17 protein-coding genes are annotated in these 23,401 nt (G+C 40.3%); 13 read left to right on the top strand and 4 right to left on the bottom strand.

Annotated elements, in window-relative coordinates:
- Window positions 1-6 precede the first annotated feature (6 nt).
- From ABXZ32_RS13850 to miaB, 3 genes are all read right to left on the bottom strand, one after another.
- Window positions 7-525, bottom strand: a complete 519-nt coding sequence (locus tag ABXZ32_RS13850; RefSeq protein ID WP_354619285.1) for an LptE family protein — start codon at window positions 523-525, stop codon at window positions 7-9.
- Between the two features lies 1 nt (window position 526).
- Window positions 527-1,807 (bottom strand): sigma-54 interaction domain-containing protein, encoded by a 1,281-nt coding sequence (locus tag ABXZ32_RS13855; protein WP_354619286.1) that lies wholly within the window; start codon window positions 1,805-1,807, stop codon window positions 527-529.
- A gap of 72 nt (window positions 1,808-1,879) precedes the next feature.
- On the bottom strand, window positions 1,880-3,325 hold the full coding sequence (gene miaB, locus ABXZ32_RS13860) for a tRNA (N6-isopentenyl adenosine(37)-C2)-methylthiotransferase MiaB (protein ID WP_354619287.1): 1,446 nt from the start codon (window positions 3,323-3,325) through the stop codon (window positions 1,880-1,882).
- A gap of 156 nt (window positions 3,326-3,481) precedes the next feature.
- Here miaB and ABXZ32_RS13865 point away from each other — a divergent pair, with 156 nt between their 5' ends.
- From ABXZ32_RS13865 to ABXZ32_RS13900, 8 genes are all read left to right on the top strand, one after another.
- Window positions 3,482-4,726, top strand: a complete 1,245-nt coding sequence (locus tag ABXZ32_RS13865) for an LVIVD repeat-containing protein (protein WP_354619288.1) — start codon at window positions 3,482-3,484, stop codon at window positions 4,724-4,726.
- A 121-nt stretch (window positions 4,727-4,847) separates the two neighbouring features.
- The gene (gene topA, locus ABXZ32_RS13870; RefSeq protein WP_354619289.1) at window positions 4,848-7,343 is read left to right on the top strand and encodes a type I DNA topoisomerase; all 2,496 of its coding nucleotides are present in this window, start codon (window positions 4,848-4,850) and stop codon (window positions 7,341-7,343) included.
- 2 nt (window positions 7,344-7,345) lie between these two features.
- The gene (locus tag ABXZ32_RS13875; protein ID WP_354619290.1) at window positions 7,346-8,503 is read left to right on the top strand and encodes a formimidoylglutamase; all 1,158 of its coding nucleotides are present in this window, start codon (window positions 7,346-7,348) and stop codon (window positions 8,501-8,503) included.
- 117 nt (window positions 8,504-8,620) lie between these two features.
- Entirely contained in the window at window positions 8,621-9,979 is a 1,359-nt protein-coding gene (gene porK / locus ABXZ32_RS13880; RefSeq protein ID WP_354619291.1) for a T9SS ring complex lipoprotein PorK/GldK, read from the top strand.
- Window positions 9,980-10,053: 74 nt separating this feature from the next.
- Window positions 10,054-10,707, top strand: a complete 654-nt coding sequence (porL, locus tag ABXZ32_RS13885) for a type IX secretion system motor protein PorL/GldL (protein WP_354619292.1) — start codon at window positions 10,054-10,056, stop codon at window positions 10,705-10,707.
- Window positions 10,708-10,762: 55 nt separating this feature from the next.
- Complete coding sequence (gene porM / locus ABXZ32_RS13890; RefSeq protein ID WP_354619293.1) at window positions 10,763-12,331, top strand: type IX secretion system motor protein PorM/GldM; 1,569 nt, start codon at window positions 10,763-10,765, stop codon at window positions 12,329-12,331.
- Between the two features lie 109 nt (window positions 12,332-12,440).
- Window positions 12,441-13,343 (top strand): type IX secretion system ring subunit PorN/GldN, encoded by a 903-nt coding sequence (gene porN, locus ABXZ32_RS13895; RefSeq protein ID WP_354619294.1) that lies wholly within the window; start codon window positions 12,441-12,443, stop codon window positions 13,341-13,343.
- A 79-nt stretch (window positions 13,344-13,422) separates the two neighbouring features.
- Window positions 13,423-14,484 carry an NAD(P)/FAD-dependent oxidoreductase gene (locus ABXZ32_RS13900; protein ID WP_354619295.1) on the top strand — a complete coding sequence of 354 codons (1,062 nt, stop codon included), beginning with the start codon at window positions 13,423-13,425 and terminating at the stop codon, window positions 14,482-14,484.
- Here the strand turns inward: ABXZ32_RS13900 and ABXZ32_RS13905 are convergent.
- Window positions 14,474-14,857, bottom strand: coding sequence for a DUF983 domain-containing protein (locus tag ABXZ32_RS13905; RefSeq protein WP_354619296.1), 384 nt, complete (start codon window positions 14,855-14,857; stop codon window positions 14,474-14,476). The two genes, ABXZ32_RS13900 and ABXZ32_RS13905, sit on opposite strands and share 11 nt — an antisense overlap.
- A 64-nt stretch (window positions 14,858-14,921) precedes the next feature.
- On the opposite strand from ABXZ32_RS13905, the gene ABXZ32_RS13910 reads away from it, so the two are divergent.
- The 5 genes from ABXZ32_RS13910 (at window position 14,922) to ABXZ32_RS13930 (ending at window position 23,397) form a co-directional block, all read left to right on the top strand.
- Window positions 14,922-16,844 carry an ABC-F family ATP-binding cassette domain-containing protein gene (locus ABXZ32_RS13910; RefSeq protein WP_354619297.1) on the top strand — a complete coding sequence of 641 codons (1,923 nt, stop codon included), beginning with the start codon at window positions 14,922-14,924 and terminating at the stop codon, window positions 16,842-16,844.
- A 180-nt stretch (window positions 16,845-17,024) separates the two neighbouring features.
- Window positions 17,025-17,915: a leucine-rich repeat domain-containing protein gene (locus tag ABXZ32_RS13915; RefSeq protein WP_354619298.1), complete on the top strand. Its 891-nt coding sequence runs from the start codon at window positions 17,025-17,027 to the stop codon at window positions 17,913-17,915.
- Window positions 17,916-17,927: 12 nt separating this feature from the next.
- Window positions 17,928-18,830 carry a leucine-rich repeat domain-containing protein gene (locus ABXZ32_RS13920; RefSeq protein WP_354619299.1) on the top strand — a complete coding sequence of 301 codons (903 nt, stop codon included), beginning with the start codon at window positions 17,928-17,930 and terminating at the stop codon, window positions 18,828-18,830.
- Between the two features lie 158 nt (window positions 18,831-18,988).
- Window positions 18,989-20,122 carry an efflux RND transporter periplasmic adaptor subunit gene (locus ABXZ32_RS13925; protein WP_354619300.1) on the top strand — a complete coding sequence of 378 codons (1,134 nt, stop codon included), beginning with the start codon at window positions 18,989-18,991 and terminating at the stop codon, window positions 20,120-20,122.
- On the top strand, window positions 20,122-23,397 hold the full coding sequence (locus ABXZ32_RS13930; protein ID WP_354619301.1) for an efflux RND transporter permease subunit: 3,276 nt from the start codon (window positions 20,122-20,124) through the stop codon (window positions 23,395-23,397). Before ABXZ32_RS13925 ends, ABXZ32_RS13930 begins: the two co-directional genes overlap by 1 nt.
- The last annotated feature ends 4 nt before the right edge of the window (window positions 23,398-23,401 follow it).

Below are 23,401 nucleotides of genomic sequence, written 5' to 3' on the forward strand. Positions count from 1 at the left end.
ACCTATCTACCAATCTGCTAATGATGCATTAAAAATATCCTGGGTTATCCTTTCAAAAATAACTTCATGTGCCTCGCCTTTTACACTATCCAATAGCGTATTGGCATCGTAATCATAAAAGAACGAAAAATTCTTCTCAAAATCGGAATCTTCTTTGGTCTTATTGAAAAAGCGAACCTTTACCCCAATGGTCAATCTGTTTTGGGCGGCTGTCTGGTTAGAGGTAGCTGTCATGGGAGCAACCCTATATTCAATAATTTCCCCTTCGTATATCAGATCCCCGCCAGCGGTGACCAGGTCTAGACTGGTCTGGTTTAAAATTAGATCTTGTAGGGCCAAGGTGAAATCCCTGTCCAAATTGGGCTCGATGGTAGAGCCGGGACTTTGGGCGGCATAATTTTGAAAATAATTTACTTGGAACGTCTTTGCCGTTCCTACGTTCCCTCCAGTAAAGTTATATACCCCACATCCTTGAAGGGTAAAAACAACCATGAGTAGAACAACTATATTTTTTATTCTGTTCATGTTATAGATTGTATTGTTTGATCTTGCGGTATAAAGTGCGTTCTGAAATACCCAATTCTGCCGCTGCTGCTTTTCGTTTGCCCTTGTTGCGTTCCAAAGATTTTTTGATCAATTCAATTTCCTTTTCGTGTAAAGATAGGGTTTCCTCTTCTTCTATTTCCTCGGCAAAATGATACTTGTCCTCCTGAGCGGGCTTAGGTAAACTACTGTCAGTTTTTGATTCTGGGAGACTTAAAACTTCCAGTTCACTGAGCTGCTCTTCCTCTTCTGTAAAGTCTTCCTCATCACCTTCCTTACCATATATTTTTCGGATCAGGTTTTCATTTTCTTCCTGAACTTTATCAGTGTCATTGTTTTTTAACAGCTCCAACGTTAGTTTTTTAAGGTCGTTTAAATCGCCTTTCATGTCAAAGAGCACCTTGTAGAGAATTTCACGTTCATTGCTAAATTCACTCTCCTTTCGTTCTTGTTTAATGACCGCAGGTAAATTTGAACCGCCGGCATTGGGGAGGTAGCTGTTTAAAGTGGTAAAAGAAATAGATCTCTGCTCCTCTAAAACTGAAATTTGTTCTGCAATATTCCGCAACTGTCTAATGTTCCCCGGCCAATGATATTTGGATAAGGTTTCAACCGCATTATCCTCAAGGCGGATAGTAGGCATTTTGTATTTCTGACCAAAGTCGGACGCGAATTTTCTGAAGAGCAAATGAATGTCTTCCTTTCTTTCCCGCAAGGGTGGTATATTGATTTCTACAGTGCTGAGCCTATAGTAGAGGTCTTCCCTGAACCGTTCCTTTTTTATGGCCTCGAACATATTCACGTTCGTGGCGGCCACGATACGAACATCTGTTTTTTGGACCTGTGAGGAACCTACTTTTAGGAACTCACCATTTTCCAATACCCTTAAGAGGCGTACTTGGGTGGTGAGGGGTAATTCCCCAACTTCATCCAAAAAAATGGTTCCGCCATCGGCAACCTCAAAATAACCGCTTCTGGTAGCTGTTGCCCCTGTAAACGCACCTTTTTCATGACCAAAAAGTTCACTGTCTATAGTGCCTTCGGGAATCGCCCCGCAGTTGACGGCAATGTATTTGGCGTGTTTTCTATGGGATAGTGCATGGATGATCTTGGGAATTGCTTCTTTTCCCACCCCACTTTCTCCTGTGACCAAAACAGAAATATCGGTAGGCGCTACTTGAATGGCCTTTTCTATGGCCCTATTGAGCTTTACATCGTTCCCGATGATTTCAAATCGTTGTTTTATGGCTTGTACCGAATCCATTTTTATACGTTCGTTAAGGATATGCAACTAGAAAGAAATTGATCTAAATCTCGGTTGCAGTTCTTGCCCTTGTTAGTTATTATCACTGTAGCCTACCGCTTCCCCTATGAGGGTTGCAGAGGTACAATCGTTTATTTTTACGTTTACAAAATCGCCAACTTTGTAATTTTCCTTAGGAAAAACAACCACCGTGCTTTGTGAATTCCTGCCCATCCATTGCGAATCAGATTTTTTTGACTCCCCTTCAATCAGGACCTCTTCTACCTTGCCTAAATGCTGTTTTGTTCTAAAGTGGCCATGCTCCCTTTGTAAGGCGATTATTTCGGCCAACCTTCTTTTTTTGACAGGCTCTGGAACATCATCTTCCATTTTGCGTTCTGCCAAGGTGCCCGGTCTTTCCGAATAGGCATACATATAACCAAAGTCGTATTTCACCTTTTCCAAGAGAGAAAGGGTGTCTTGGTGGTCTTCTTCGGTTTCTGAAGGAAATCCGGCTATCATATCCTGGGAGATGGAACATTCAGGGATTATTTGTCTTATATTATCTATAAGCTCAAAATATTCTTCCCTGGTATGTAAACGGTTCATCGCCTTAAGGATCCTATTGCTGCCACTCTGTACCGGCAAATGGATATAGTTGCAGATATTCCTGTGCTTTGCCATCACATGGATCACATCCAATGTCATATCCTGAGGGTTGGAAGTAGAAAAACGGATTCTTAATTTGGGCTGGGCATTGGCTACCATATCCAAAAGATTGGAGAAATTAACGGCCGTGGCCTTTTGCATCTCACTTGCGTTTTCAAAATCTTTTTTCAAGCCTCCGCCATACCATAGGTAGCTGTCTACATTTTGTCCCAGAAGGGTAACCTCCTTAAAACCTTTGGAACAAAGGTCATTTACCTCCTCCAAGATAGACTGTGGGTCCCTGCTGCGTTCGCGTCCTCTGGTAAAGGGGACAACGCAAAACGTACACATATTGTCGCAACCACGGGTAATGGAAACAAAGGCCGAAACTCCGTTTGATTGCAGTCTTACAGGGGCTATATCCCCATAGGTCTCCTCTTTGGAAAGGATTACGTTTACGGCATTTCTACCTTCATCGATCTCCTGTATCAAATTGGGAAGGTCCTTGTAGGCATCTGGCCCAACGACCATATCCACTATTTTTTCTTCTTCCAGTAATTTGGTTTTCAAACGCTCTGCCATACATCCCAAAACCCCTACCTTCATCTGTGGTCTTAGTTTTTTTACGGCGTTGAATTTCTCCAATCGCTTGCGGACCGTAAGTTCTGCCTTTTCCCTGATGGAACAAGTGTTGACCAATACAAGATCGGCCTCCTCCAATATATCGGTAGTATTGAACCCGTCATTGGCCAAGATGGAAGCGACAATTTCACTATCGGAAAAGTTCATGGCACAGCCATAACTTTCTATATAAAGCTTGCGTTTGTTTTCTTGGTTTTTACCTACGGATAGGGGTGTCCCTTGAACCGATTCGTCTATTATCTTCTCCATTGTATCGTAATTGCCTTTAACTCTAATAGGCCTGCAAAGATAGGATTAATTGAAGATTCGTGACAATTTGACAGTTAAATATTTATCAAAAATATGCGCAACTTATTGTAATAACGCACATCCAAAGATTATCAACCTAATTAAACACCCAAGAAGATGCCAAAAATAAAAATACTCTTCCTCCTAATCCTCTTTATGGGAATTGGTGCGTGCAATGATAAACATGACGATGGTGCTTACGCTGATTATCTTGTGGCGAGGCCCATGACCATGCTAAAGACCGATTTTAGAAACAATGCTGATATTTTGCCTCCCAAGGCGATTGAGGAATCTGGAAAACTGTATGCGTACCAGAATATTATTTTTGTCAATGATCTATATAAAGGAGTACATGTCATAGATAACAGTAATCCGAAAGCGCCCCAGAAAATTGCATTTATTGAAATAGCCGGGAACGTGGATATTTCTATCAAGGATGATTACCTCTATGCGGATAGTATAACGGATCTCCTTGTTTTTGATATTTCTGATATTTCCAATATCCGGCAGGTGAACAGATTGGAAAATGTGCTCAGGGACAATGTTGTTTTTCCTGCTGAGGCCGATTTTTATGAATTTGATGGTATTGATTATTCCAATGAAATTATCGTCGGGTGGGAAGTGGTTACCGAGAGAAGATTGGTTGAGGAATATCAGAATAGGTGGGGAACAATAGATTTTGCAATGGCCGAAGCTATGAATGACGGATCAGTGGGCGAGGGAGGCTCCATGGCTCGCTTTAAAATAGTGTCCGATTATTTATATGCCGTGGACAGTCATAACATCAATGTGTTCAAAATCGAAAATTTGGAGAATCCAGAAGCCCTGGAGCCCGTATTTGCCGGTTTTGATATTGAGACTATCTTTAATAGGGGCAATAATTTATTTTTGGGTAGTAGGAGTGGGATGTATATATATGATATAAGTTCTCCGGCTACTCCAGGTTTTATTTCCGAATTCCAACATGGAACAGCTTGTGACCCTGTTGTTGTGGATGATCAATATGCATATGTTACATTGAGAGGTGGTAATGAATGTGGGGCAACGGAAAGTGGTCTGTTCATTGTGGATATTACGGATATTGCCAATCCCGTTTTGGCGAAAAGTTATAGCATGGACGGCCCCTATGGTCTTGGTATAAAGGGCGATATGCTGTTTGTTTGCGATGGGGAGTCTGGTTTAAAGGTCTATGATAAAACCCAGATTCAGGAGTTAAGATTATTGGATCATTTTAAGGATATCGTCACCTTTGATGTTATTCCTTTGGAGAATCAATTACTGATGGTGGGGGATGATGTATTATATCAATACCGATATCAGGAAGGGGGGATAGAATTTCTAAGTTCCTTGAATTTAGATTGATAAAATGCTCCTCGAATACCTTGGGCACCCTCATATAAAGGGTGCTTTTTTTATATGTGATGATGGGATAAAGCATTAAATAAAAAAATTGATATACTTTTGTGACAACAAAAAAGATTGAATGGCAAAGAATTTAGTAATTGTAGAGTCGCCTGCTAAAGCAAAAACGATAGAGAAATTTTTAGGGAAAGATTATAAGGTAGAGTCCAGTTTTGGGCATATTGCCGATCTGCCCTCTAAAGAGTTGGGAGTTGACGTGGAAAATGGTTTTAAACCAAAATATATAGTTGACAGCGATAAAAAGGCACTCGTAAAAAAACTAAAGGACCTAGCCCAAAAAGCAGATACCATTTGGTTGGCCAGTGATGAAGATAGAGAGGGAGAAGCCATATCATGGCATTTGGCAGAGGAATTGAATCTGGACAAGGCCAAGACCAAAAGAATTGTTTTTAACTCCATTACCAAAGCCGCAATTCAACGGGCTATTGAGAATCCACGTGAGATAAATTATAATTTGGTCAATGCCCAACAGGCCAGAAGAGTATTGGATAGGTTGGTAGGTTACGAGCTTTCTCCTGTACTTTGGAAAAAAATTAAGCCAGGACTATCAGCTGGAAGGGTGCAATCTGTTGCCGTAAGATTGATCGTGGAACGCGAAAGGGACATTGAAGGCTTTTCCCCAGAAGCGTCCTTTAAGATCTCCGCAGTTTTTAAAACTAAAGAAGGTGCCGCCTTTTCTGCGAAAATGAATAAGACATTTTCATCGCAAGAAGAAGCAGAAGCATTTCTAAAACAAAATATTGGCGCCAATTTTTCTGTCGCCAACCTAGATAAAAAGCCTGCCAAAAAATCTCCGGCAGCTCCTTTTACCACATCTACCTTACAGCAGGAAGCTTCCAGGAAGATCTATTTTTCCGTAGGCAAGACCATGCAGGTAGCGCAGCGTTTATACGAGGCGGGATTGATTACCTATATGAGAACGGATAGTGTGAACCTTTCCAAAGAGGCATTGGCGGAAGCCAAGGAGGCCATTATCAGTAATTACGGTAAGGAATACAGTACGGTAAGAAACTTTACGGGCAAGAGCAAAGGGGCACAAGAGGCCCATGAGGCGATTCGCCCAACGGATATGAAAATACAGTCACCTTCCTTGGAGCGTGACCAATCAAAACTATATGATCTGATCTGGAAACGTACCCTGGCCTCTCAAATGAGTGATGCCCAGTTGGAACGTACCAATGTAAAGATCAGTGCCAGTACCCATAAAGATGAGTTCAGTGCCAACGGAGAGGTGATCAAGTTCGATGGTTTCCTTAAAGTATATATGGAAGGCATTGACGATGAGGATATGGCTGAGGAGCAAGACGGAATGCTACCGGCAATGAAAGAAGGGGAGGCTCTAAAAAATACCAATATATCGGCTACGGAACGATTTTCGAGAGCACCTTATAGGTACAGTGAAGCTTCTTTGGTTAAAAAGTTGGAAGAATTAGGGATTGGAAGACCATCTACCTATGCCCCAACCATATCCACCATACAAAATAGGGGGTATGTAGAAAAAGGCACCATTGAAGGCACGGAGAGAAACTATATGCAATTGGTGCTTAAAGGCGATAAGTTAGCGTCCAAAGAACTGACAGAAAAAGTAGGTTCGGATAAAGGGAAGTTAGTACCTACAGATATAGGTATGATTGTCACCGATTTCTTGGTGGACCATTTTGCCAATATTTTGGATTATAACTTTACCGCCAAGGTGGAAGAAGATTTTGATGAGATTGCATCCGGGGATGAGGATTGGCAAAAGGTGATGAGCAATTTCTACAAGGATTTCCATCCCAATGTGATAGATGTTGAAGAAAATGCAGATCGCGCGAGCGGGGAACGTATTCTAGGAAAGGATCCTAAATCGGGCAGACAGGTATCTGTTCGCTTGGGAAGGTTTGGGCCTATGGTACAGATTGGAACCGTTGAAGACGAAGAAAAGCCATTATTTGCAAGTTTGTTACCTGAACATTCCTTGAACACCATTTCCTTTGAAGAGGCTATGGATCTCTTTAAATTACCAAGGAAATTGGGAGTTTATAAAGGGGAGGAAGTAGAGGCCAATGTTGGACGTTTTGGCCCTTATGTAAAATTTGGGAAAACATTTGTTTCCATGGCACCTGGCGAAAGCGCTTTGGATATCACTATGGAAAGGGCGGCAGAGCTTATTCAAGAGAAAGAACTTGCCGATGCTCCTATAGCCATGTATGAAGAAAAAGAGGTGACAAAAGGAACCGGACGCTTTGGGCCTTTTATAAAATGGGACGGCATGTTCATCAATGTGAACAAGAAGTACGATTTCGACAACCTTTCCAAAGAGGATATTGTTGAGCTGATAGAGGCCAAAAAACAGAAGGAAATTGATAAAGTGGTCCAAGATTGGCCAGAAGAAGGAATACGCATTGAAAAGGCTAGATGGGGCAGGCACAATATCTTGAAAGGAAAGATCAAAGTTGAACTTTCCAAAGATGTGGATGCTTCGAAAATGAAACTGGAAGAAGCCAAGGCATTGATAGAAAAGAAGACACCCAAGAAAAAAACAAAAGCAAAAGCAAAACCTAAAGCGAAGAAATAAGTATGGCATTTGATTTTTTGGTTCCTATTGAGGATAAGGTTTTGGCCCATTGTGAATTACTTCCACCTCAGGCACTGGGAAAGAACATTTTTAAGCACACGGAACGCAAAGGTCTACCGGTTTTGGCCAACGCTACTATAGCCATCTTTGGGGTGCATGAATCCAGAAATGCTTTTGAGAAGAAAATGGGGCGTCTGGATATTTCAGGTCTCCGCCTCCAATTGTATAAACTCATGTTGGGCAATTGGAACTCTACCATCGTTGATTTGGGCGATGTGGAACAAGGAGAAGAGGTAGAGGACTCTTATTTTGTGGTGAAGGAAATCGTGGCAGGTCTGCTCGAAGAGAATATCATTCCTATTATAATAGGTGCCACCCAAGACATAACCTATCCCACCTATAGGGCCTTTGACGGCCTTAAGAACATGATCAACCTTGTGGCTGTTGATAGTAAGTTCGATTTTGGGGATGCGGAAGAACTGATATCTTCCAATTCGTATATGAGCAAGATCATTACGGACAAGCCAAACAATCTTTTTAATTTCTCAAATATTGGGTATCAAAGTTATTTTAATGCCCAAGAGGAAATAGACCTTATGGAGCGTCTGCTTTTTGATGCCTATAGGTTAGGGGAAATCGCCTTTGATGTTTCTCTGGCGGAACCTGTGTTGAGAAATGCAGATATTGTTAGCTTGGACGCACGAGCCATTAGAGCGTCCGATATTGGCATGTCCGACAATTTTTCCCCTAATGGATTTACTGGAAGGGAAATATGCGCCATTGCCCGATATGCGGGAATCAGTGATAAAGTATCCCTCTTTGGGCTTTATGAAATGGAAAACAGTGTACAGTCGTTCCAACTGATGTCACAAATAATTTGGTACTTTATTGAAGGGGTCAATTTTAGAATAAAAGAATCCCCATACCTTGATAAAGACTCCTTTACCAAGTTTATAGTGCCTACGGATGACGAAGATTTAATATTCTACAAAAGTAATCTTACCGAAAGGTGGTGGGTAGAGGTCCCATCAATTTTAACTTCACATAATAAAACAAACACACCTGCGTTATTACCATGCACGGAAAAGGACTATTTGGAAGCATGTAATCAAAATATTCCCGAAAGGTGGTTTAAAGCCTATAAGAAAGGCTTTAATTAATCAAATTTTTTTTCAAGTATAAACTGTTTTAATACAATATTTTATTTAAAAAGCAGTTTTAGAAAGTAATAAAAGCGTTTGCAGTTTGCATTCTTAAATCGAAATTTAACCTAAAGTATGAAGAAGCTATTGTTGTTATCTATAGCATTTGTTTTTTTACTCGCAAGTTGTGGGTCCAAAACAAAAGGGGAATTAGTTGGAGCCCAAGGTAAAAAGTGGTACCCGGAAAAACCATATGGAATGGAATTGATTCCAAGGGGCGCCTTTACCATGGGTAAGTCAGAAGAAGATATGGCCCAAACCCTAAATGCACCGACCAAGACCGTAACTGTAACCTCCTTTTATATGGATGATACGGAAATTACGAATAGTGAATACCGTCAGTTTGTGGATTGGGTGAAAGATTCCATTACCAGAACAAAGTTGGCCATCCTTGCAGATGAGTTGGGATTAGGCCCTGAAGACGGAGGAATTGGTGATTATGCATTTAAGGATGCAGATACTACTAGAATGTCGGCCTATGAAAAATACATGATGAACAATTATCAGGGTATGGGTGAAACAGGATATGAAGGTAGGGCCTTGAACAGAGACCAGGATTTGGTATGGGATATCAATGATTATCCAGATGAATATTATACTGAGATCATGGTAGACTCCATGTACTTAACAGAGGAAGAGTCTTATAATGGTCAACGCATCATAGATGTCAAAAAATTAAAATACAGCTACAAGTGGATGGACATAGAGGCTGCGGCCCGTTCCAAGACCGGTAATAGAAAGGATTTCATCAGACAGGAAATGTTGGAGATCTATCCAGATACCACAGTATGGATCAAGGATTTTGAATATTCCTATAACGAACCAATGCACAATGATTATTTCTGGCATGATGCATATAGCGATTATCCTGTGGTTGGGGTGTCATGGCAACAGGCAAAGGCCTTTTGTAATTGGAGGACCAAATTTAAAAACGATGATCAAAAAAGCAGGAACAAGCAATTTGTGAATCAATTTAGATTGCCAACCGAGGCCGAATGGGAATATGCAGCAAGAGGTGGAATTGAAGGAGGTACCTATCCTTGGGGTGGACCTTATGTAATCAGTGATACAGGATGTTTTATGGCCAACTTTAAACCTCAGAGAGGGGATTATGCCGCGGATACTGCTTTATATACGGTAGAGGCAAAGTCTTTTGAGCCAAACGATTTTAACCTTTATAATATGGCAGGTAACGTTGCGGAATGGACAAATTCCAGTTATGATCCAAACTCATATGAATTTGTTTCTACAATGAACCCTAATGCTGTATCTGCTCAAAACAGAAGAAAGGTGATCCGTGGAGGATCATGGAAAGATGTTGCTTATTTCTTGCAGGTAAGTACCAGGGATTACGAATATCAGGATTCTGCCCGTAGTTATATTGGTTTCAGGACCGTACAAGACTATATGGGAGAACAGGATTCAACCAACTAAAGAAATTCACTAAGTGATTAACAATAAACCAAATTCTTATTATTTAACATTAAACTAAAATTAAATTTACTATTATGGCACAGTCAAAATCAACAAAAAAATTATTTAACATGGCCTACGGGCTTGGAGCATCTATCGTAATTATTGGTGCATTGTTTAAAATTCTACACTGGGAGTTCGGTCCCCTTACTGGAGGACTATTATTGGCAGTTGGACTTATTACTGAAGCATTAATTTTCGCGATCAGTGCATTTGAACCTATCGAGGAAGAATACGATTGGTCTTTAGTTTATCCAGAATTGTCTGGTGGTGAATTGTCCGCTAGAAAAGCGAATGGATCTACCGAGGTTAAGGATGCTGAAACTTCTTTGTCTAAAAAATTAGATGATCTATTAAAAGAAGCTGGAGTTGACGCTGAGTTAATGAACAGCTTGGGAAGTAGCATCAAAAATTTTGAAGGTGCAGCCAAAGGTATCGCCCCTACAGTGGATGCTATGGAATCTACCAAGAAATATTCTAACGAAATGTCACAGGCAGCAGCCCAAATGGAATCTTTGAACAGTCTTTATAAGGTTCAATTGGATAGCGCAAGCAGACAAGCTTCTATGAACGAAGAAGTAATACAAAATTCAAGTGCCCTTAAGGAGCAAATGGCTTCATTGGCTACTAACCTTTCTTCTTTGAACGGAGTTTATGGTGGAATGCTTTCTGCAATGAGTAAAAACTAATTAGCGTACTTAGTTAACCCAAATCAAATTATTAATTAAAACCTAATTAGAAAACATGGCAGGAGGAAAACAATCACCGCGTCAAAAAATGGTAAACCTTATGTACTTAGTCTTCATTTGTATGTTGGCTTTGAATATGAGTAAGGAAGTACTTGCAGCTTTCGGTCTTATGAACGAAAAGTTGGAGGCGTCCAATACCAAAACAACACAGAATAACCTTGCCTTCTTGAGCGGCTTGGAAACAAAAGCAGGCGAAAACGAAGAAAAGTTCGGCCCACTTTTACAAGATGCCAAGAAAATAAAGGTATTGTCCCAAGAGTATTTTGATTACTTGGAAAATCTTAAAAAGGAAATGGTCAAGGGTGTTGAAGACCCTAAGGATTATCAGGTCATGGACAAAACAGATTACCTAGATCAAAAATTCTTCCAGGGCGATAACCTAGGTAAGGAAGGTAAAGAATTCATGAAAAGGATCAACGAGTACCGCAACCAGGTCTCTACCGTTTTACCTGCAAGCATGCAAGATGTCAAAGATGCTGTAAAGGCAAGATTTGAAACTGGCGATGCTCAAGGTAAGGTAGAAAATAGGGATGGGATCAAAGTTGATTGGTTGGCTTATCACTACGAAGGGTTTCCTTTGATAGCTTCATTGACCAAGCTTACTGCCCTACAAGCTGATATTAAAGCTACCGAGCAAGATGCCCTTAAGGCTATGTTGCAAGGTCAGTTGACCAGTGAGGTATCCATGACCAACTATACCACTTTGTTAGAGCAGGAGAAATCTGCTTACTACCAAGGAGAGAAGTTTACAGGAAATATTGTTTTGGGTCGTAAAGATGCCTCTACAAAGCCTAACGAGGTAAATTTAACCTTGGATGGTAGAAAATTAAAAGAAGGTCCTGATTATACTATCGAAGAAGGTAAAGTGAAATTATTGGTAAGTGCCGGTAGTGCAGGAGACCATACACTAAAAGGTAACTTGGTCTTTATGCAGGATGGTGAGCGTACAGAAGTACCTGTAAACTCTACTTTTGCAACTATTACAAAGCCAAATGCAGCCGTAATCTCTGCCGATAAAATGAATGTGGTTTACCGTGGGGTTTCCAATCCTATTACCATATCCATTCCTGGTATTCCAGATAATAATGTAAATGCAAATGCTCCTGGTCTTTCTAGATCTGGCGGAAGCAAGTATGTTATGAATCCTGGTACGGGTAGAACAGTGACTATCAACGCTTCAGGTAAATTGCCTGATGGACAGGTGGTTGGTTCTAAGACAGAATTCAGGATCAAGGATATTCCTAGACCAGAAGGTTCTATTAGAGGTGAAAGCGGAAGTGTGAAAATGCCAAGGACTAACTTGGAGATCTCTACTGTAGGTGCTATGTTGGATGATTTTGATTTCGATTTGAACCTTGCTGTTAGCGGATTTAAATTCAAAGTGCCAGGTCAGCCAACGGTTAGTGTAAATGGAAACAAGCTTGATGATAGAGCTAAATCTGCCCTTAAGAGAGCAGGTCGTGGAGATGCGGTTCAAATATTTGATATTGAAGCTTATATTACCAACAACAGAAGTTATAAACTTAAGAAAGTTTCTCCTGTAGTTGTAGAGCTTACAAACTAGTAAATTTAAAAAAGAGTCCGGGAGTGGTATGTTGTTAGTATATGTATAACAGTATACCACTAAAGGACAAATTACATGTAAGGTGTAATAAATATATAAATAAGAAGAAATGAATTGGAAGAATGTTTTATTAATCGGAGCTGTTGCACTATTGCCAATCTCAATGATGGCCCAGGCAAATATTCTGAATGCCAAAATGCCCGATGAGGTAGGTAAGAAGACAGCCGCGCAAAAAGCGAATGATAATGATGCCCCATTGAAATATGGTTATGTGGATGATAGGGATATCCTTTGGTCCAAAACCGTTTGGGAAGTCATTGATTTGGATGAGCGTGTCAACTTTCCATTGTACTATCCTTTGGATACCATTGGTATTGGTTCTGATAGAAGATCATTGTACGATGTTCTGATGAAGAACATTAAGAGTGGGAAGCTTAAGGATATTTATGCCGATGCGTATTTCACTGAAAAAAGGACTCTTGATGATCTTCAGGCGACCCTTCAAAAAGTGGATACCACGGATTATGGATACGAGCAGTTGAATGCTGGGGAGCAAATTTCCCAGGAATACATCAATAGGAGAGATCTTACCGCTGCCGATCTTGAAGAATATCTTATCAAAGGAATTTGGTATTTTGACAAGCGTCAAGGGGAATTGAAATATCGTTTGTTGGGAATTGCACCCGTTGCACCCGATGTTAACTTTATTGACGATGAGTCCATGGACCTTGCCGAAGCCAAAGTGCCTTTGTTTTGGGTATGGTACCCAAGTGCCAGAGAAATTCTTCACGAGGCAAAAGTATTCAACCAAAGAAATACGGCACAGCCCATATCTTTTGATATGTTGCTCAATGCCCGTAGGTTCAATGCCACAATTTATAAAGAGGATAATGTTCACGGAGACCGTGAGATTAAAGATTACATAGCGGACAACGCTTTATTCCAAGTTCTGGAAGCCCAACGTATAAAAGAGGTGATAAGGGACAGGGAACAAGATATGTGGGCCTATTAGGTTCATAAATAAAACTCCAATTCAATACATATTAGAAAAACGCTGCATTTTACATGCGGCGTTTTTTTATTTTTGCAATATGGTAGATTACTTGGTGGTAGGTTTAGGATTGGCGGGAATTTCGTTTTGTGAGGTTTTGGAACAACACAATAAATCCTTTAAGGTGATTTCAGATGATTCCCAAACTTCTTCCAATGTGGCTGGGGGCTTGTACAATCCTGTTATCCTTAAACGATTTACCCTGGCATGGGATGCCAAGGCACAATTGGACATGGCCATCCCTTTTTACCAAAAACTGGAGCAAAAGCTACAGACCAAGTTAGATTATAAACTGCCCGTATTAAGGCGGTTCGCATCCATTGAGGAACAGAATATGTGGTTCGAAGCAGCGGATAAGCCACAAATGGCCCACTTTTTATCTACAAAGATCCTGGCCAATAAGAACAGCGCCATTGATGCTCCCTTTGGATATGGCGAAGTATTGCATACAGGCCGAATAGCGACCAAAAAATTACTTCAAGTCTATAAAAACTACTTGGTGGAAAAAGATCTGATCTTACAGGAAACCTTGATGTTTGATCAATTGGTTTTTGAAAAAAACCAAGTTAGTTATAAGGGAGTTATAGCCAAAAATGTTGTTTTTGCCACTGGGTATGGACAAAGCTCCAATCCCTACTTCAACTATCTGCCCCTGAATGGTACCAAAGGCGAGTTGTTGACCATAAAAGCTCCAGGATTAAAGGAAGATAAGGTTATTAAATCCTCAGTGTTCATCATTCCATTAGGCAATGATCTTTACCGGGTTGGGGCCACGTACAAATGGAAGGATAAAACCAATTTGCCCACTGATGAGTCCAAAGCGGAACTTTTGGAAAAGCTCAATACTTTTTTAAAATGCGATTATGAGGTAGTGGATCATGTTGCCGGAATAAGGCCGACAGTAGTAGATAGAAGACCTTTGGTTGGGAGGCATCCGGAAAAAGAGGCCCTATATGTGCTGAACGGGTTTGGATCCAGAGGAGTAATGACCGGACCAAAATTGGCATTGGATCTTTTTAATTATATTGAAAATGGAATCTCCCTTGCCAAGGAGATCGATATAGAACGATTTACCAAAAAATATTATCTGGTTAATTCCTAACGGCGTCGGGATCGTATTTCATAAATAGGTTAATCCAAATATTTCTGGACAATCTCATGATCACCGGCATAAAAACAATCATTGTGGCCACAATAGCAATAAAGGTATTGACCAAGGTAGTCCCAACGATTAAAAATGCAATTACAAAGGCAGCTACGGCAAAGGCTATTCCTACTCCATAACTCACATACATAGCCCCATAAAAAAAGGAAGGTTCAATTTTGTATTTGGTGTTACAATGTGAACAACGCTCGTTCATTTTGAGGATATTACCTAAATGATAGGGGTTTTGGTCCAAATACATGCTTTCTTGATGGCACTTAGGGCAACTTCCTGTTAAAATGCTGTAGAGTTTGTTTCCTTTTTTTAACATTTGCATAAAATTTGTACAAAGGTACAATTTATTGATTTTCATAAAGTAACAAGAGTCACAAAACATGCTGAATATACATAATCTTTCTGTTTCATTTGCTGGGGAATATTTGTTTGAAGAAATAGCTTTTAGATTAAATGCGGGAGATAGGGTAGGACTTATTGGAAAAAATGGAGCGGGTAAATCCACCATGCTAAAATTACTGTCCAAGGAATTGGAACCAGATACTGGTGTTATTGCTTCGGATAAAGATATCAGAATTGGATTTCTTAAACAGGATATAGATTTTGAACTTGGAAGGTCCGTCTTGGAGGAGGCCCAACAGGCCTTCAAGGAAATCAAGGATTTGGAACTTCAATTGGATACCATTAACCATCAATTGGTGGAACGCACCGATTATGAAAGTGAAGGATACAACCAGTTGATCATAGATCTCAATGATATTACCCACCACTATGAAATTTTAGGAGGGTACAATTACCAAGGGGAGACAGAGAAAGTACTCCAAGGTCTTGGTTTTAAAAGAGAGGATTTTAATAAGAAGACCGAAACTTTTTCAGGGGGATGGCGAATGCGTATAGAGTTGGCCAAGCTTTTGCTTCAAAACAATGATGTGCTGCTTCTGGATGAGCCTACCAACCACTTGGACATTGAGTCCATCATCTGGTTGGAACAATTTTTAAGAAATTATACGGGTGCCGTGGTAATCGTTTCCCACGATAAGATGTTCTTGGATAATGTCACCAATAGGACCATTGAGATCTCTTTGGGGCGTATCTATGATTACAGCAAACCCTATTCTGAATATCTGGTCTTGAGAAAAGAAATCAGCGACCAGCAGGTGAGTGCCCAAAAGAACCAGGAAAAACAGATACAGCAGACCGAAAAGTTGATCGAAAAGTTTAGGGCCAAAGCCTCTAAGGCTTCCATGGCACAATCGCTCATCAAAAAATTGGACAAGATTGAACGTATTGAGGTAGATGAGGATGATAATAGCGTGATGAAATTGCGTTTTCCGGTTTCTGTAACTCCTGGAAAAGTAGTCGTAGAAATAGAAAATTTATCCAAAAGCTACGGGAAGAACGATGTGCTAAAGGAGATCGACCTTTTGGTAGAAAGAGGGAGCAAAACTGCATTTGTTGGTCAGAACGGACAGGGGAAATCTACCTTGGCAAAAATAATGGTCGGGGATTTGGATCATGAGGGTCATCTAAAATTGGGTCACAATGTGCAGATCGGATATTTTGCCCAAAACCAGGCGGAGTATCTAGATGGGAGCAAGACCGTATTGGATACAATGATAGATGCCGCTAACGAAACCAATAGAAGCAAGGTGAGGGATATACTTGGATCCTTTTTATTTAGGGGAGATGAGGCAGATAAATACGTTAGGGTATTGTCCGGAGGAGAACGCAACAGATTGGCGCTAGCCAAAATGTTATTACAGCCCTTTAATGTGCTTGTAATGGATGAGCCTACGAACCACCTGGATATAAAATCCAAGAATGTGCTTAAACAAGCACTTCAGAGTTTTGAAGGCACCCTTATTTTGGTTTCCCACGATAGGGATTTCTTACAGGGCCTAACGAGCAATGTATATGAATTTAAAGACGGGAACATCAGGGAGTACCTCGGAGATATCGATTTTTATCTGGAAGAACGAAAAGTTCAGGATTTTAGGGCCATTGAGAAAAAGCAACAGGCTGTAAAGACCAAAGAGAAAAATAAGGATAATGAGGTGACCTTTGAGGACCAGAAAAAAATAAAGTCCCTTAAAAACAAGTTGAGCAATGCCGAAAGCTCCATTGGAGTGCTCGAAAAGGAAATTGCCAATATCGACCATGAACTTCTCATGAACTATGACGCCACTATAGCCCAAAAGAACTTTTTTGATTCCTATGAGAATAAGAAAAAGGAGCTAAAAAAGTTGATGGATGTCTGGGAAGAAATAACCATGGAATTGGAGGAAATGACAGAAAAGTCCTAATCCCCTACAAAATTTATAAAGCTACACCACAACTTTCGGCACTTTCACAACAAATATCGATAGGGCACCTGTCCTACATCGATTATTTTTGTTGTTAGTCTTCTTTTGAACTTTATTTGTAAGATAATTCCTAGGAATGTTGAGCTACAACAGTTTGACGCACAATAAAGTGAAAACTACATGAAACAGGCATTTTTTGTTTTAATTGTATTTATGTTATCCGGGCCTTTAGTAAGGGCCAATGTTAGTTCCCAGGAAAAAAAAGTTCTTATAGATTTATATACCAGTACAAAAGGAGCTCAATGGAAGGTGACATGGGATTTGAATACCCCTGTTTCCAAGTGGTATGGTGTACGAGTGGAAAATGGTAAAATTGTTTCTTTGAATTTGTTCAACAACAACCTTCAAGGAATCTTGCCAACATCCCTGGGCAACCTACCTTTTCTTGAAGAGTTGAATTTGGCCTTTAATACCTTACATGGACAAATACCGGAAACCATCACCAAACTAAGAAAATTAAAGGTGCTAAGGTTGGGTAAAAACAAATTGGAAGGTGAGATTCCCGAGGATATTGGGAATCTGGATCGCCTAGCAATCATGGATATGTTCGATAACGGGCTATCTGGTAATTTGCCTGCTAGTATTGGAAAGATGAAGGATTTAAAGATGTTATATCTTTCTTACAATTCATTTAGTGGTAAGATACCAATGGAACTGGGGAATTTAGAATCTCTTGAAAGATTGGAACTTGCAGATAATGAAATAGAAGGTGAGGTGCCCAATGGGATGGCCGAACTTTTAAATTTGAAAGCAATGACGTTGGCAGAGAATAATTTGTCCGGTAGTTTTCCGGAACTCATTTTTTCAATGCCCAAACTGCAATTATTACAGATGCAGAATAATAATTTTGAAGACGTAACTGCTACTGGTATTCGTCAGGGACATACACAATTGGCCCTATTGGATATTGATGAAGAGGCAGATAGATATAAAATTAATGATTTTAAGGATTTGTTCATCCATAGTGCCACAGGTACGGCGGATACCAAGTTCGAAGATGATAGCAACTAAAACATTTAGATTATGATGTTAAAAAAAGAAGTTTGCAGTTTAACGAGTTTCCTATTATTGGGGATTTTTGCATTGGCATCCCACTCGGTTGTCTTTGCTGAAGTTCGCCAAGATGATAGGGAAGCTTTGGTGGCCCTGTATAACAGCACCAATGGTGATGAATGGACCAAGACTTGGGACCTTAACCAACCAGTTTCTGAATGGTATGGGGTAAAAGTGGTCAATGACAAGGTCGTAGAAATTAATTTGTTCCGCAATAACTTGCAAGGAGTACTTCCTGAGAGTATTGGAAAGCTAAGTCACTTAGTGCAATTAAATTTGGCATTTAACGGGATTAGTGGTGAAATACCCAAGACCATGGTTCAGCTAAATGAACTAAAGGTGTTGCGCTTGGAAATGAACCGTATCAAAGGAGAACTTCCTATGGATATGGGAAAAATGAAGAAATTGGAAGAACTTACCGTTTTCAATAATTTCATTTCTGGAAGCATTCCTGAGAGTATAGGAGAAATTACAAACCTTAAGGTATTGAACATCTCCAGTAATAACCTAAAAGGTGCTATCCCAACTTCCTTGGGCAATTTGGCCAAATTAGAAGTATTGGGCCTTTTTGAAAATACATTGGACGGGTCTATCCCTTCAGAATTAGGGAACTTGGTAAAGTTAAAAGAGTTGGTTTTGGCCAACAATGAACTTGGCGGAGAAATCCCAATGGAATTTGGTCAATTGGCCAGTCTTCAGATTTTTCAAATACAGAACAACAGATTTAATTCCTTCAAAAATTTAGAAATGATGAATTCCAATGAATTTTTGGTTTTCGATTATGACAAAGGAAATATAAACACCAAATTTAAAACGGTCGATTTCAACAATACAAGAATGGCCGATACAAAATTTGAAGACGAGAATGAATAGTTGATTATAATTTTAGTTAGTTTGGTTAAAAAGGGTGCTTTGAGCATCCTTTTTTTATGCCCTAAAATTCAGCTTTTTAGGATTTTTTTAACTAAGTAGGCTTAAACTATAGGGTACTTTTGTTGTCTATACAACAATTATCTCATAGCCTTAACTTAATGGATACAAGAAAAATAGTGCTGTCCGTACTTGGATTACTTCTAATTGCAGTTTCATTTTATGCTGCCTCAGTAATTATCGCCAATAAGAACACACAGAAACCAATTCCCAAAAAAGTCGTAAAAACCGTATTTGTTCAAACCGTGGAAAATGGGATAGTACCCATTGTAATTTCTGCCAATGGTAACTTAATGGCCAAAAGAAGGGTTGAACTTTATTCCGAAGTCCAAGGGGTTTTTAAACCCGGAAGTGTTCTTTTCAAACCAGGACAAAAGTACAGTGCAGGACAGACTATAATAAGTATTGACGCCGAAGAGTATAATGCCAGTGTACAATCCTCCAAAAGCAATCTGTATAATTTGATTACGTCCATCATGCCGGATCTTCGGTTAGATTATCCAGAAGTTTTTCCTAAATGGGAAGCCTATCTTAGAAATTTTGACATCCAGAATACTACACCTCCATTACCAACAATGGATTCTGAAAAGGAACGCTATTTTATTTCCGGTAGAGGCATACTCACAAATTACTATAACGTAAAAAACCAGGAACAACGCCTTTCCAAATATAGGATTACAGCTCCCTTTAGCGGGGTAGTGACCGATGCTTTGGTCACTGAAGGTACTTTGGTGCGTTCCGGACAAAAACTGGGGGAATTTATTGATACCAGTGTTTATGAATTGGAGGTTGCCGTAAGTAAAAGCTACAGTGATCTTTTAAAATTGGGAGAACAGGTAGAATTAGTGAACTTGGATAACAGTAAGAAATATATGGGGAAGGTAGCCAGGATCAATGGTAATATAGATCAGCTTTCCCAAACCATTCGCGCATTTATAGAAGTACGCAATCCCGATTTAAAGGAAGGGATGTACCTGCAGGCTAATTTGAACACCAAGGAAGAGGCAGAAGCGATTGAAATAGATAGAGGCCTATTATTGGAAGGGGATAAAATCTTTGTGGTCAGGGACTCTATCTTGGATATGATAGATGTTGAACCCATATTTTTCAGTGATAAAAAGGTGGTGTTGAAAGAAGTGCCCAATGGGACGACCATTTTGTCCAAGCCTGTTATAGGAGCTTATGCAGGAATGTTGGTGAAAGTATTGAAGGACATGGCTAAAACAGAAGAATAATGAGGGGTCTTATAGCATATTTTATAAAGTACCATGTAGCGGTAAGCGTATTTATACTTGCCTTCGTGGTATTTGGAATTGCAGGGGCACTTTCTTTAAAGTCGTCCTTTTTTCCATTATCGGATTCCAAGAACATCGCCATTAATATAGCCTATCCCGGTGCTTCACCACAAGAGGTGGAGGAAGGTATCGTTCTGAAAATTGAGGACAACCTTAAGGGATTGGAAGGAGTGGATAGGGTAACATCCACCTCTAGGGAAAATAGCGGTACCATCAATGTAGAGATAGAGAAGGGAAGGGATATTGATTTTATGCTGCTCGAGGTTAAAAATGCCGTGGATAGGGTGCCTTCGTTTCCAACAGGTATGGAGCCTTTGGTCGTTTCCAAACTTGAAGCTGTAAGGCAGACTATCAGTTTTTCCGTTAGTGGCGATAATGTGCCTCTGGCCACCTTAAAACAAATTGGAAGGCAGATAGAGAACGATATCCGAACTATGGAGGGCATATCCCAGATCAATATTTCCGGATATCCACAAGAGGAGATTGAAATTGCGGTTAATGAGAACAGTCTTCTTGCCTACAACCTGTCGTTCAATGATGTTTCCCAGGCGGTTGCCAATGCCAATATTTTGGTAACAGGTGGTAATATAAAGACAGATGCAGAAGAGTATCTTATAAGGGCCAATAATAGATCTTATTATGGAGATGAACTCTCCAATCTCATAGTTCGGGCCGATGCATCGGGTCAGACCGTAAGGTTAAAGGATGTCGCTGTCATTAGGGACCGTTTCTCTGAAACACCTAATACGTCTTATTTCAATGGAAATCTGGCTGTAAATGTGAGTATTACCAGTACCAATACCGAAGATTTAATTTCTGCGGCCGAATTGGTGAAGGACTACGTAGAGGAATTTAACCATAAATACAATAACGTACAAGCCAATGTTGTCAGTGACCAATCGGTTACCCTGACACAAAGGACAGAACTATTGACCGAAAATGCCATTATGGGGATGATTTTGGTCCTCATTTTCCTTTCCTTATTCTTGAACACAAGACTCGCTTTTTGGGTGGCCTTTGGTCTTCCTATTTCCTTTTTGGGAATGTTCATTTTTGCGGGCTTCTTCGATGTAACCATAAACGTACTTTCGTTATTCGGAATGATTATCGTAATTGGTATCCTGGTGGATGATGGTATTGTGATTGCCGAAAACATCTACCAACACTACGAGAGGGGAAAAACTCCTATTCAAGCGGCCATAGATGGAACAATGGAGGTAATACCGCCCATAGTTTCTGCCATTATAACTACCATCCTTGCCTTTTCCATATTCTTGTTTTTAGATGGGCGTATTGGGGAGTTTTTTAGTGAGGTATCGGTAATTGTCATTCTTACCCTAGTGGTATCTTTGGTAGAGGCCTTGATTATTTTACCCGCGCATTTAGCTCATTCAAAAGCCTTACAACCTTTGGACAAGAAACCCAAAAAGGGCATTGCCAAAGTCTTTTCGAAGTTGCGGGTGATCAATGAATACGGAGATAAGATGATGGTCTGGATGCGTGACAATGTTTATGGGCCTTCACTGCGATTTACTCTAAAACATAAAATATTAACGTTTTCATTTTTTATAATGGCATTGGTGCTTACCCTAGGATCTGTGGGTGGTGGGATTATAAGGACCGCTTTTTTTCCCTCAATTGCCAGTGACAGGGTTCAGGTTTCCTTGTTAATGCCCAACGGTACCAATGAAAAGATCACGGATTCCATTATTAGCATGATCGAAGAAAAGGCTGAAATAGTGAACCAAGAGCTAACGGAAATCTATTTAAAAGGAACCGATAAAGTACTTTTTGAAAATATGATCAGGACCGTGGGACCAGGTTCTTCCGCCGCCTCCCTCGTCATCAATTTATTGCCGGGAGAGGAAAGACCGGATGAAATAGCTTCCAATCTCGTCACTAGTAGGTTGCAGGAACTAGTGGGACCTGTATTGGGTGTTGAAAGTTTGATTTATGGGTCTGGAGGAAATTTTGGTGGAGACCCCGTTTCGGTTTCCCTAATGGGAAATAATATTCAGGAACTAAAGGCCGCCAAGAAAGAATTGAAAGCAGCCTTGGAGAACAATGCGCTCCTAAAGGACGTTGCCGATAATGATCCTGCCGGGATTAAGGAGATACGATTGGAACTTAAGGAAAATGCCTATTTGTTGGGATTGGATTTAAGGACCATCATGAATCAGGTTAGGGCTGGATTTTTTGGCACACAAGCACAACGTTTCCAAAGAGGACAGGATGAGATCCGAGTATGGGTGCGTTATGACCGTCAGGATAGATCGTCCATTACGGACCTTGATGAAATGCGAATTACTACCCCTTCTGGCAATAAAGTCCCCTTGAAGGAAATAGCTACATACACCATAGAAAGAGGGGATGTGGCCATCAACCATTTGGATGGAAGAAGGGAAATTCAAATATCCGCCGATCTAAAGGATGATAAGGCTACCAGCGCCACCGATATTATGACGGATATCCGAACGCAGGTCATGCCAGAGATACAATCAAAATATCCAACCGTAACTGCCTCTTATGAGGGCCAGAATAGGGAGGCCGGGAAATTATTGGGTTCATTAAAATCCGTTGGGTTAACCGTGCTGTTGTTGATATACATAGTTATTGCTTTTACTTTTAGGAGCTTTAGCCAACCCCTGTTGCTCATCTTGTTGGTGCCCTTTAGTTTAACTGCAGTAGCGTGGGGACACTGGCTGCATGATTTTCCAATTAATATTCTATCTATGTTGGGTATTATTGCCTTGATAGGGATTATGGTGAATGATGGATTGGTGCTCATAGGCAAGTTCAATTCTAACCTAAGGGGTGGAATGAAATTCGATGATGCTATTTTTGAAGCAGGTAAATCTAGGTTTAGGGCCATCTTTTTAACATCTATTACTACCATTGCAGGATTGGCACCTTTGCTTTTGGAAAAGAGCAGGCAGGCACAGTTTTTAAAGCCTATGGCGATTTCAATTGCATACGGTATTGGTTTTGCCACGCTTCTCACCTTATTGATGCTGCCTCTTTTTCTAGCATTTAGCAATAGATTCAAGGTGGGCTCCAAATGGTTGGCCACTGGTGGACATGTGACCAAAGAGGAAGTGGAAAGAGCGATCAAGGAACAAGATCAGGAAAGACACATGCAAACAAATCATCACCAAATAGAAAACGAAATTCATTCCAACGGTAAGATCGAAGAAACTACCGAAAAGAGCATATAGGTCC

This window comes from Sediminicola luteus, assembly GCF_040566555.1.
Taxonomy (GTDB): domain Bacteria; phylum Bacteroidota; class Bacteroidia; order Flavobacteriales; family Flavobacteriaceae; genus Sediminicola.

Excerpts from the sequence above, each read along its gene's own strand:
- ABXZ32_RS13850 (WP_354619285.1), bottom strand. The coding sequence starts at position 525 with ATGAACAGAATAAAAAATATAGTTGTTCTACTCATGGTTGTTTTTACC.
- ABXZ32_RS13855 (WP_354619286.1), bottom strand. The coding sequence starts at position 1,807 with ATGGATTCGGTACAAGCCATAAAACAACGATTTGAAATCATCGGGAAC.
- miaB (WP_354619287.1), bottom strand. The coding sequence starts at position 3,325 with ATGGAGAAGATAATAGACGAATCGGTTCAAGGGACACCCCTATCCGTA.
- ABXZ32_RS13865 (WP_354619288.1), top strand. The coding sequence starts at position 3,482 with ATGCCAAAAATAAAAATACTCTTCCTCCTAATCCTCTTTATGGGAATT.
- topA (WP_354619289.1), top strand. The coding sequence starts at position 4,848 with ATGGCAAAGAATTTAGTAATTGTAGAGTCGCCTGCTAAAGCAAAAACG.
- ABXZ32_RS13875 (WP_354619290.1), top strand. The coding sequence starts at position 7,346 with ATGGCATTTGATTTTTTGGTTCCTATTGAGGATAAGGTTTTGGCCCAT.
- porK (WP_354619291.1), top strand. The coding sequence starts at position 8,621 with ATGAAGAAGCTATTGTTGTTATCTATAGCATTTGTTTTTTTACTCGCA.
- porL (WP_354619292.1), top strand. The coding sequence starts at position 10,054 with ATGGCACAGTCAAAATCAACAAAAAAATTATTTAACATGGCCTACGGG.
- porM (WP_354619293.1), top strand. The coding sequence starts at position 10,763 with ATGGCAGGAGGAAAACAATCACCGCGTCAAAAAATGGTAAACCTTATG.
- porN (WP_354619294.1), top strand. The coding sequence starts at position 12,441 with ATGAATTGGAAGAATGTTTTATTAATCGGAGCTGTTGCACTATTGCCA.
- ABXZ32_RS13900 (WP_354619295.1), top strand. The coding sequence starts at position 13,423 with ATGGTAGATTACTTGGTGGTAGGTTTAGGATTGGCGGGAATTTCGTTT.
- ABXZ32_RS13905 (WP_354619296.1), bottom strand. The coding sequence starts at position 14,857 with ATGTTAAAAAAAGGAAACAAACTCTACAGCATTTTAACAGGAAGTTGC.
- ABXZ32_RS13910 (WP_354619297.1), top strand. The coding sequence starts at position 14,922 with ATGCTGAATATACATAATCTTTCTGTTTCATTTGCTGGGGAATATTTG.
- ABXZ32_RS13915 (WP_354619298.1), top strand. The coding sequence starts at position 17,025 with ATGAAACAGGCATTTTTTGTTTTAATTGTATTTATGTTATCCGGGCCT.
- ABXZ32_RS13920 (WP_354619299.1), top strand. The coding sequence starts at position 17,928 with ATGATGTTAAAAAAAGAAGTTTGCAGTTTAACGAGTTTCCTATTATTG.
- ABXZ32_RS13925 (WP_354619300.1), top strand. The coding sequence starts at position 18,989 with ATGGATACAAGAAAAATAGTGCTGTCCGTACTTGGATTACTTCTAATT.
- ABXZ32_RS13930 (WP_354619301.1), top strand. The coding sequence starts at position 20,122 with ATGAGGGGTCTTATAGCATATTTTATAAAGTACCATGTAGCGGTAAGC.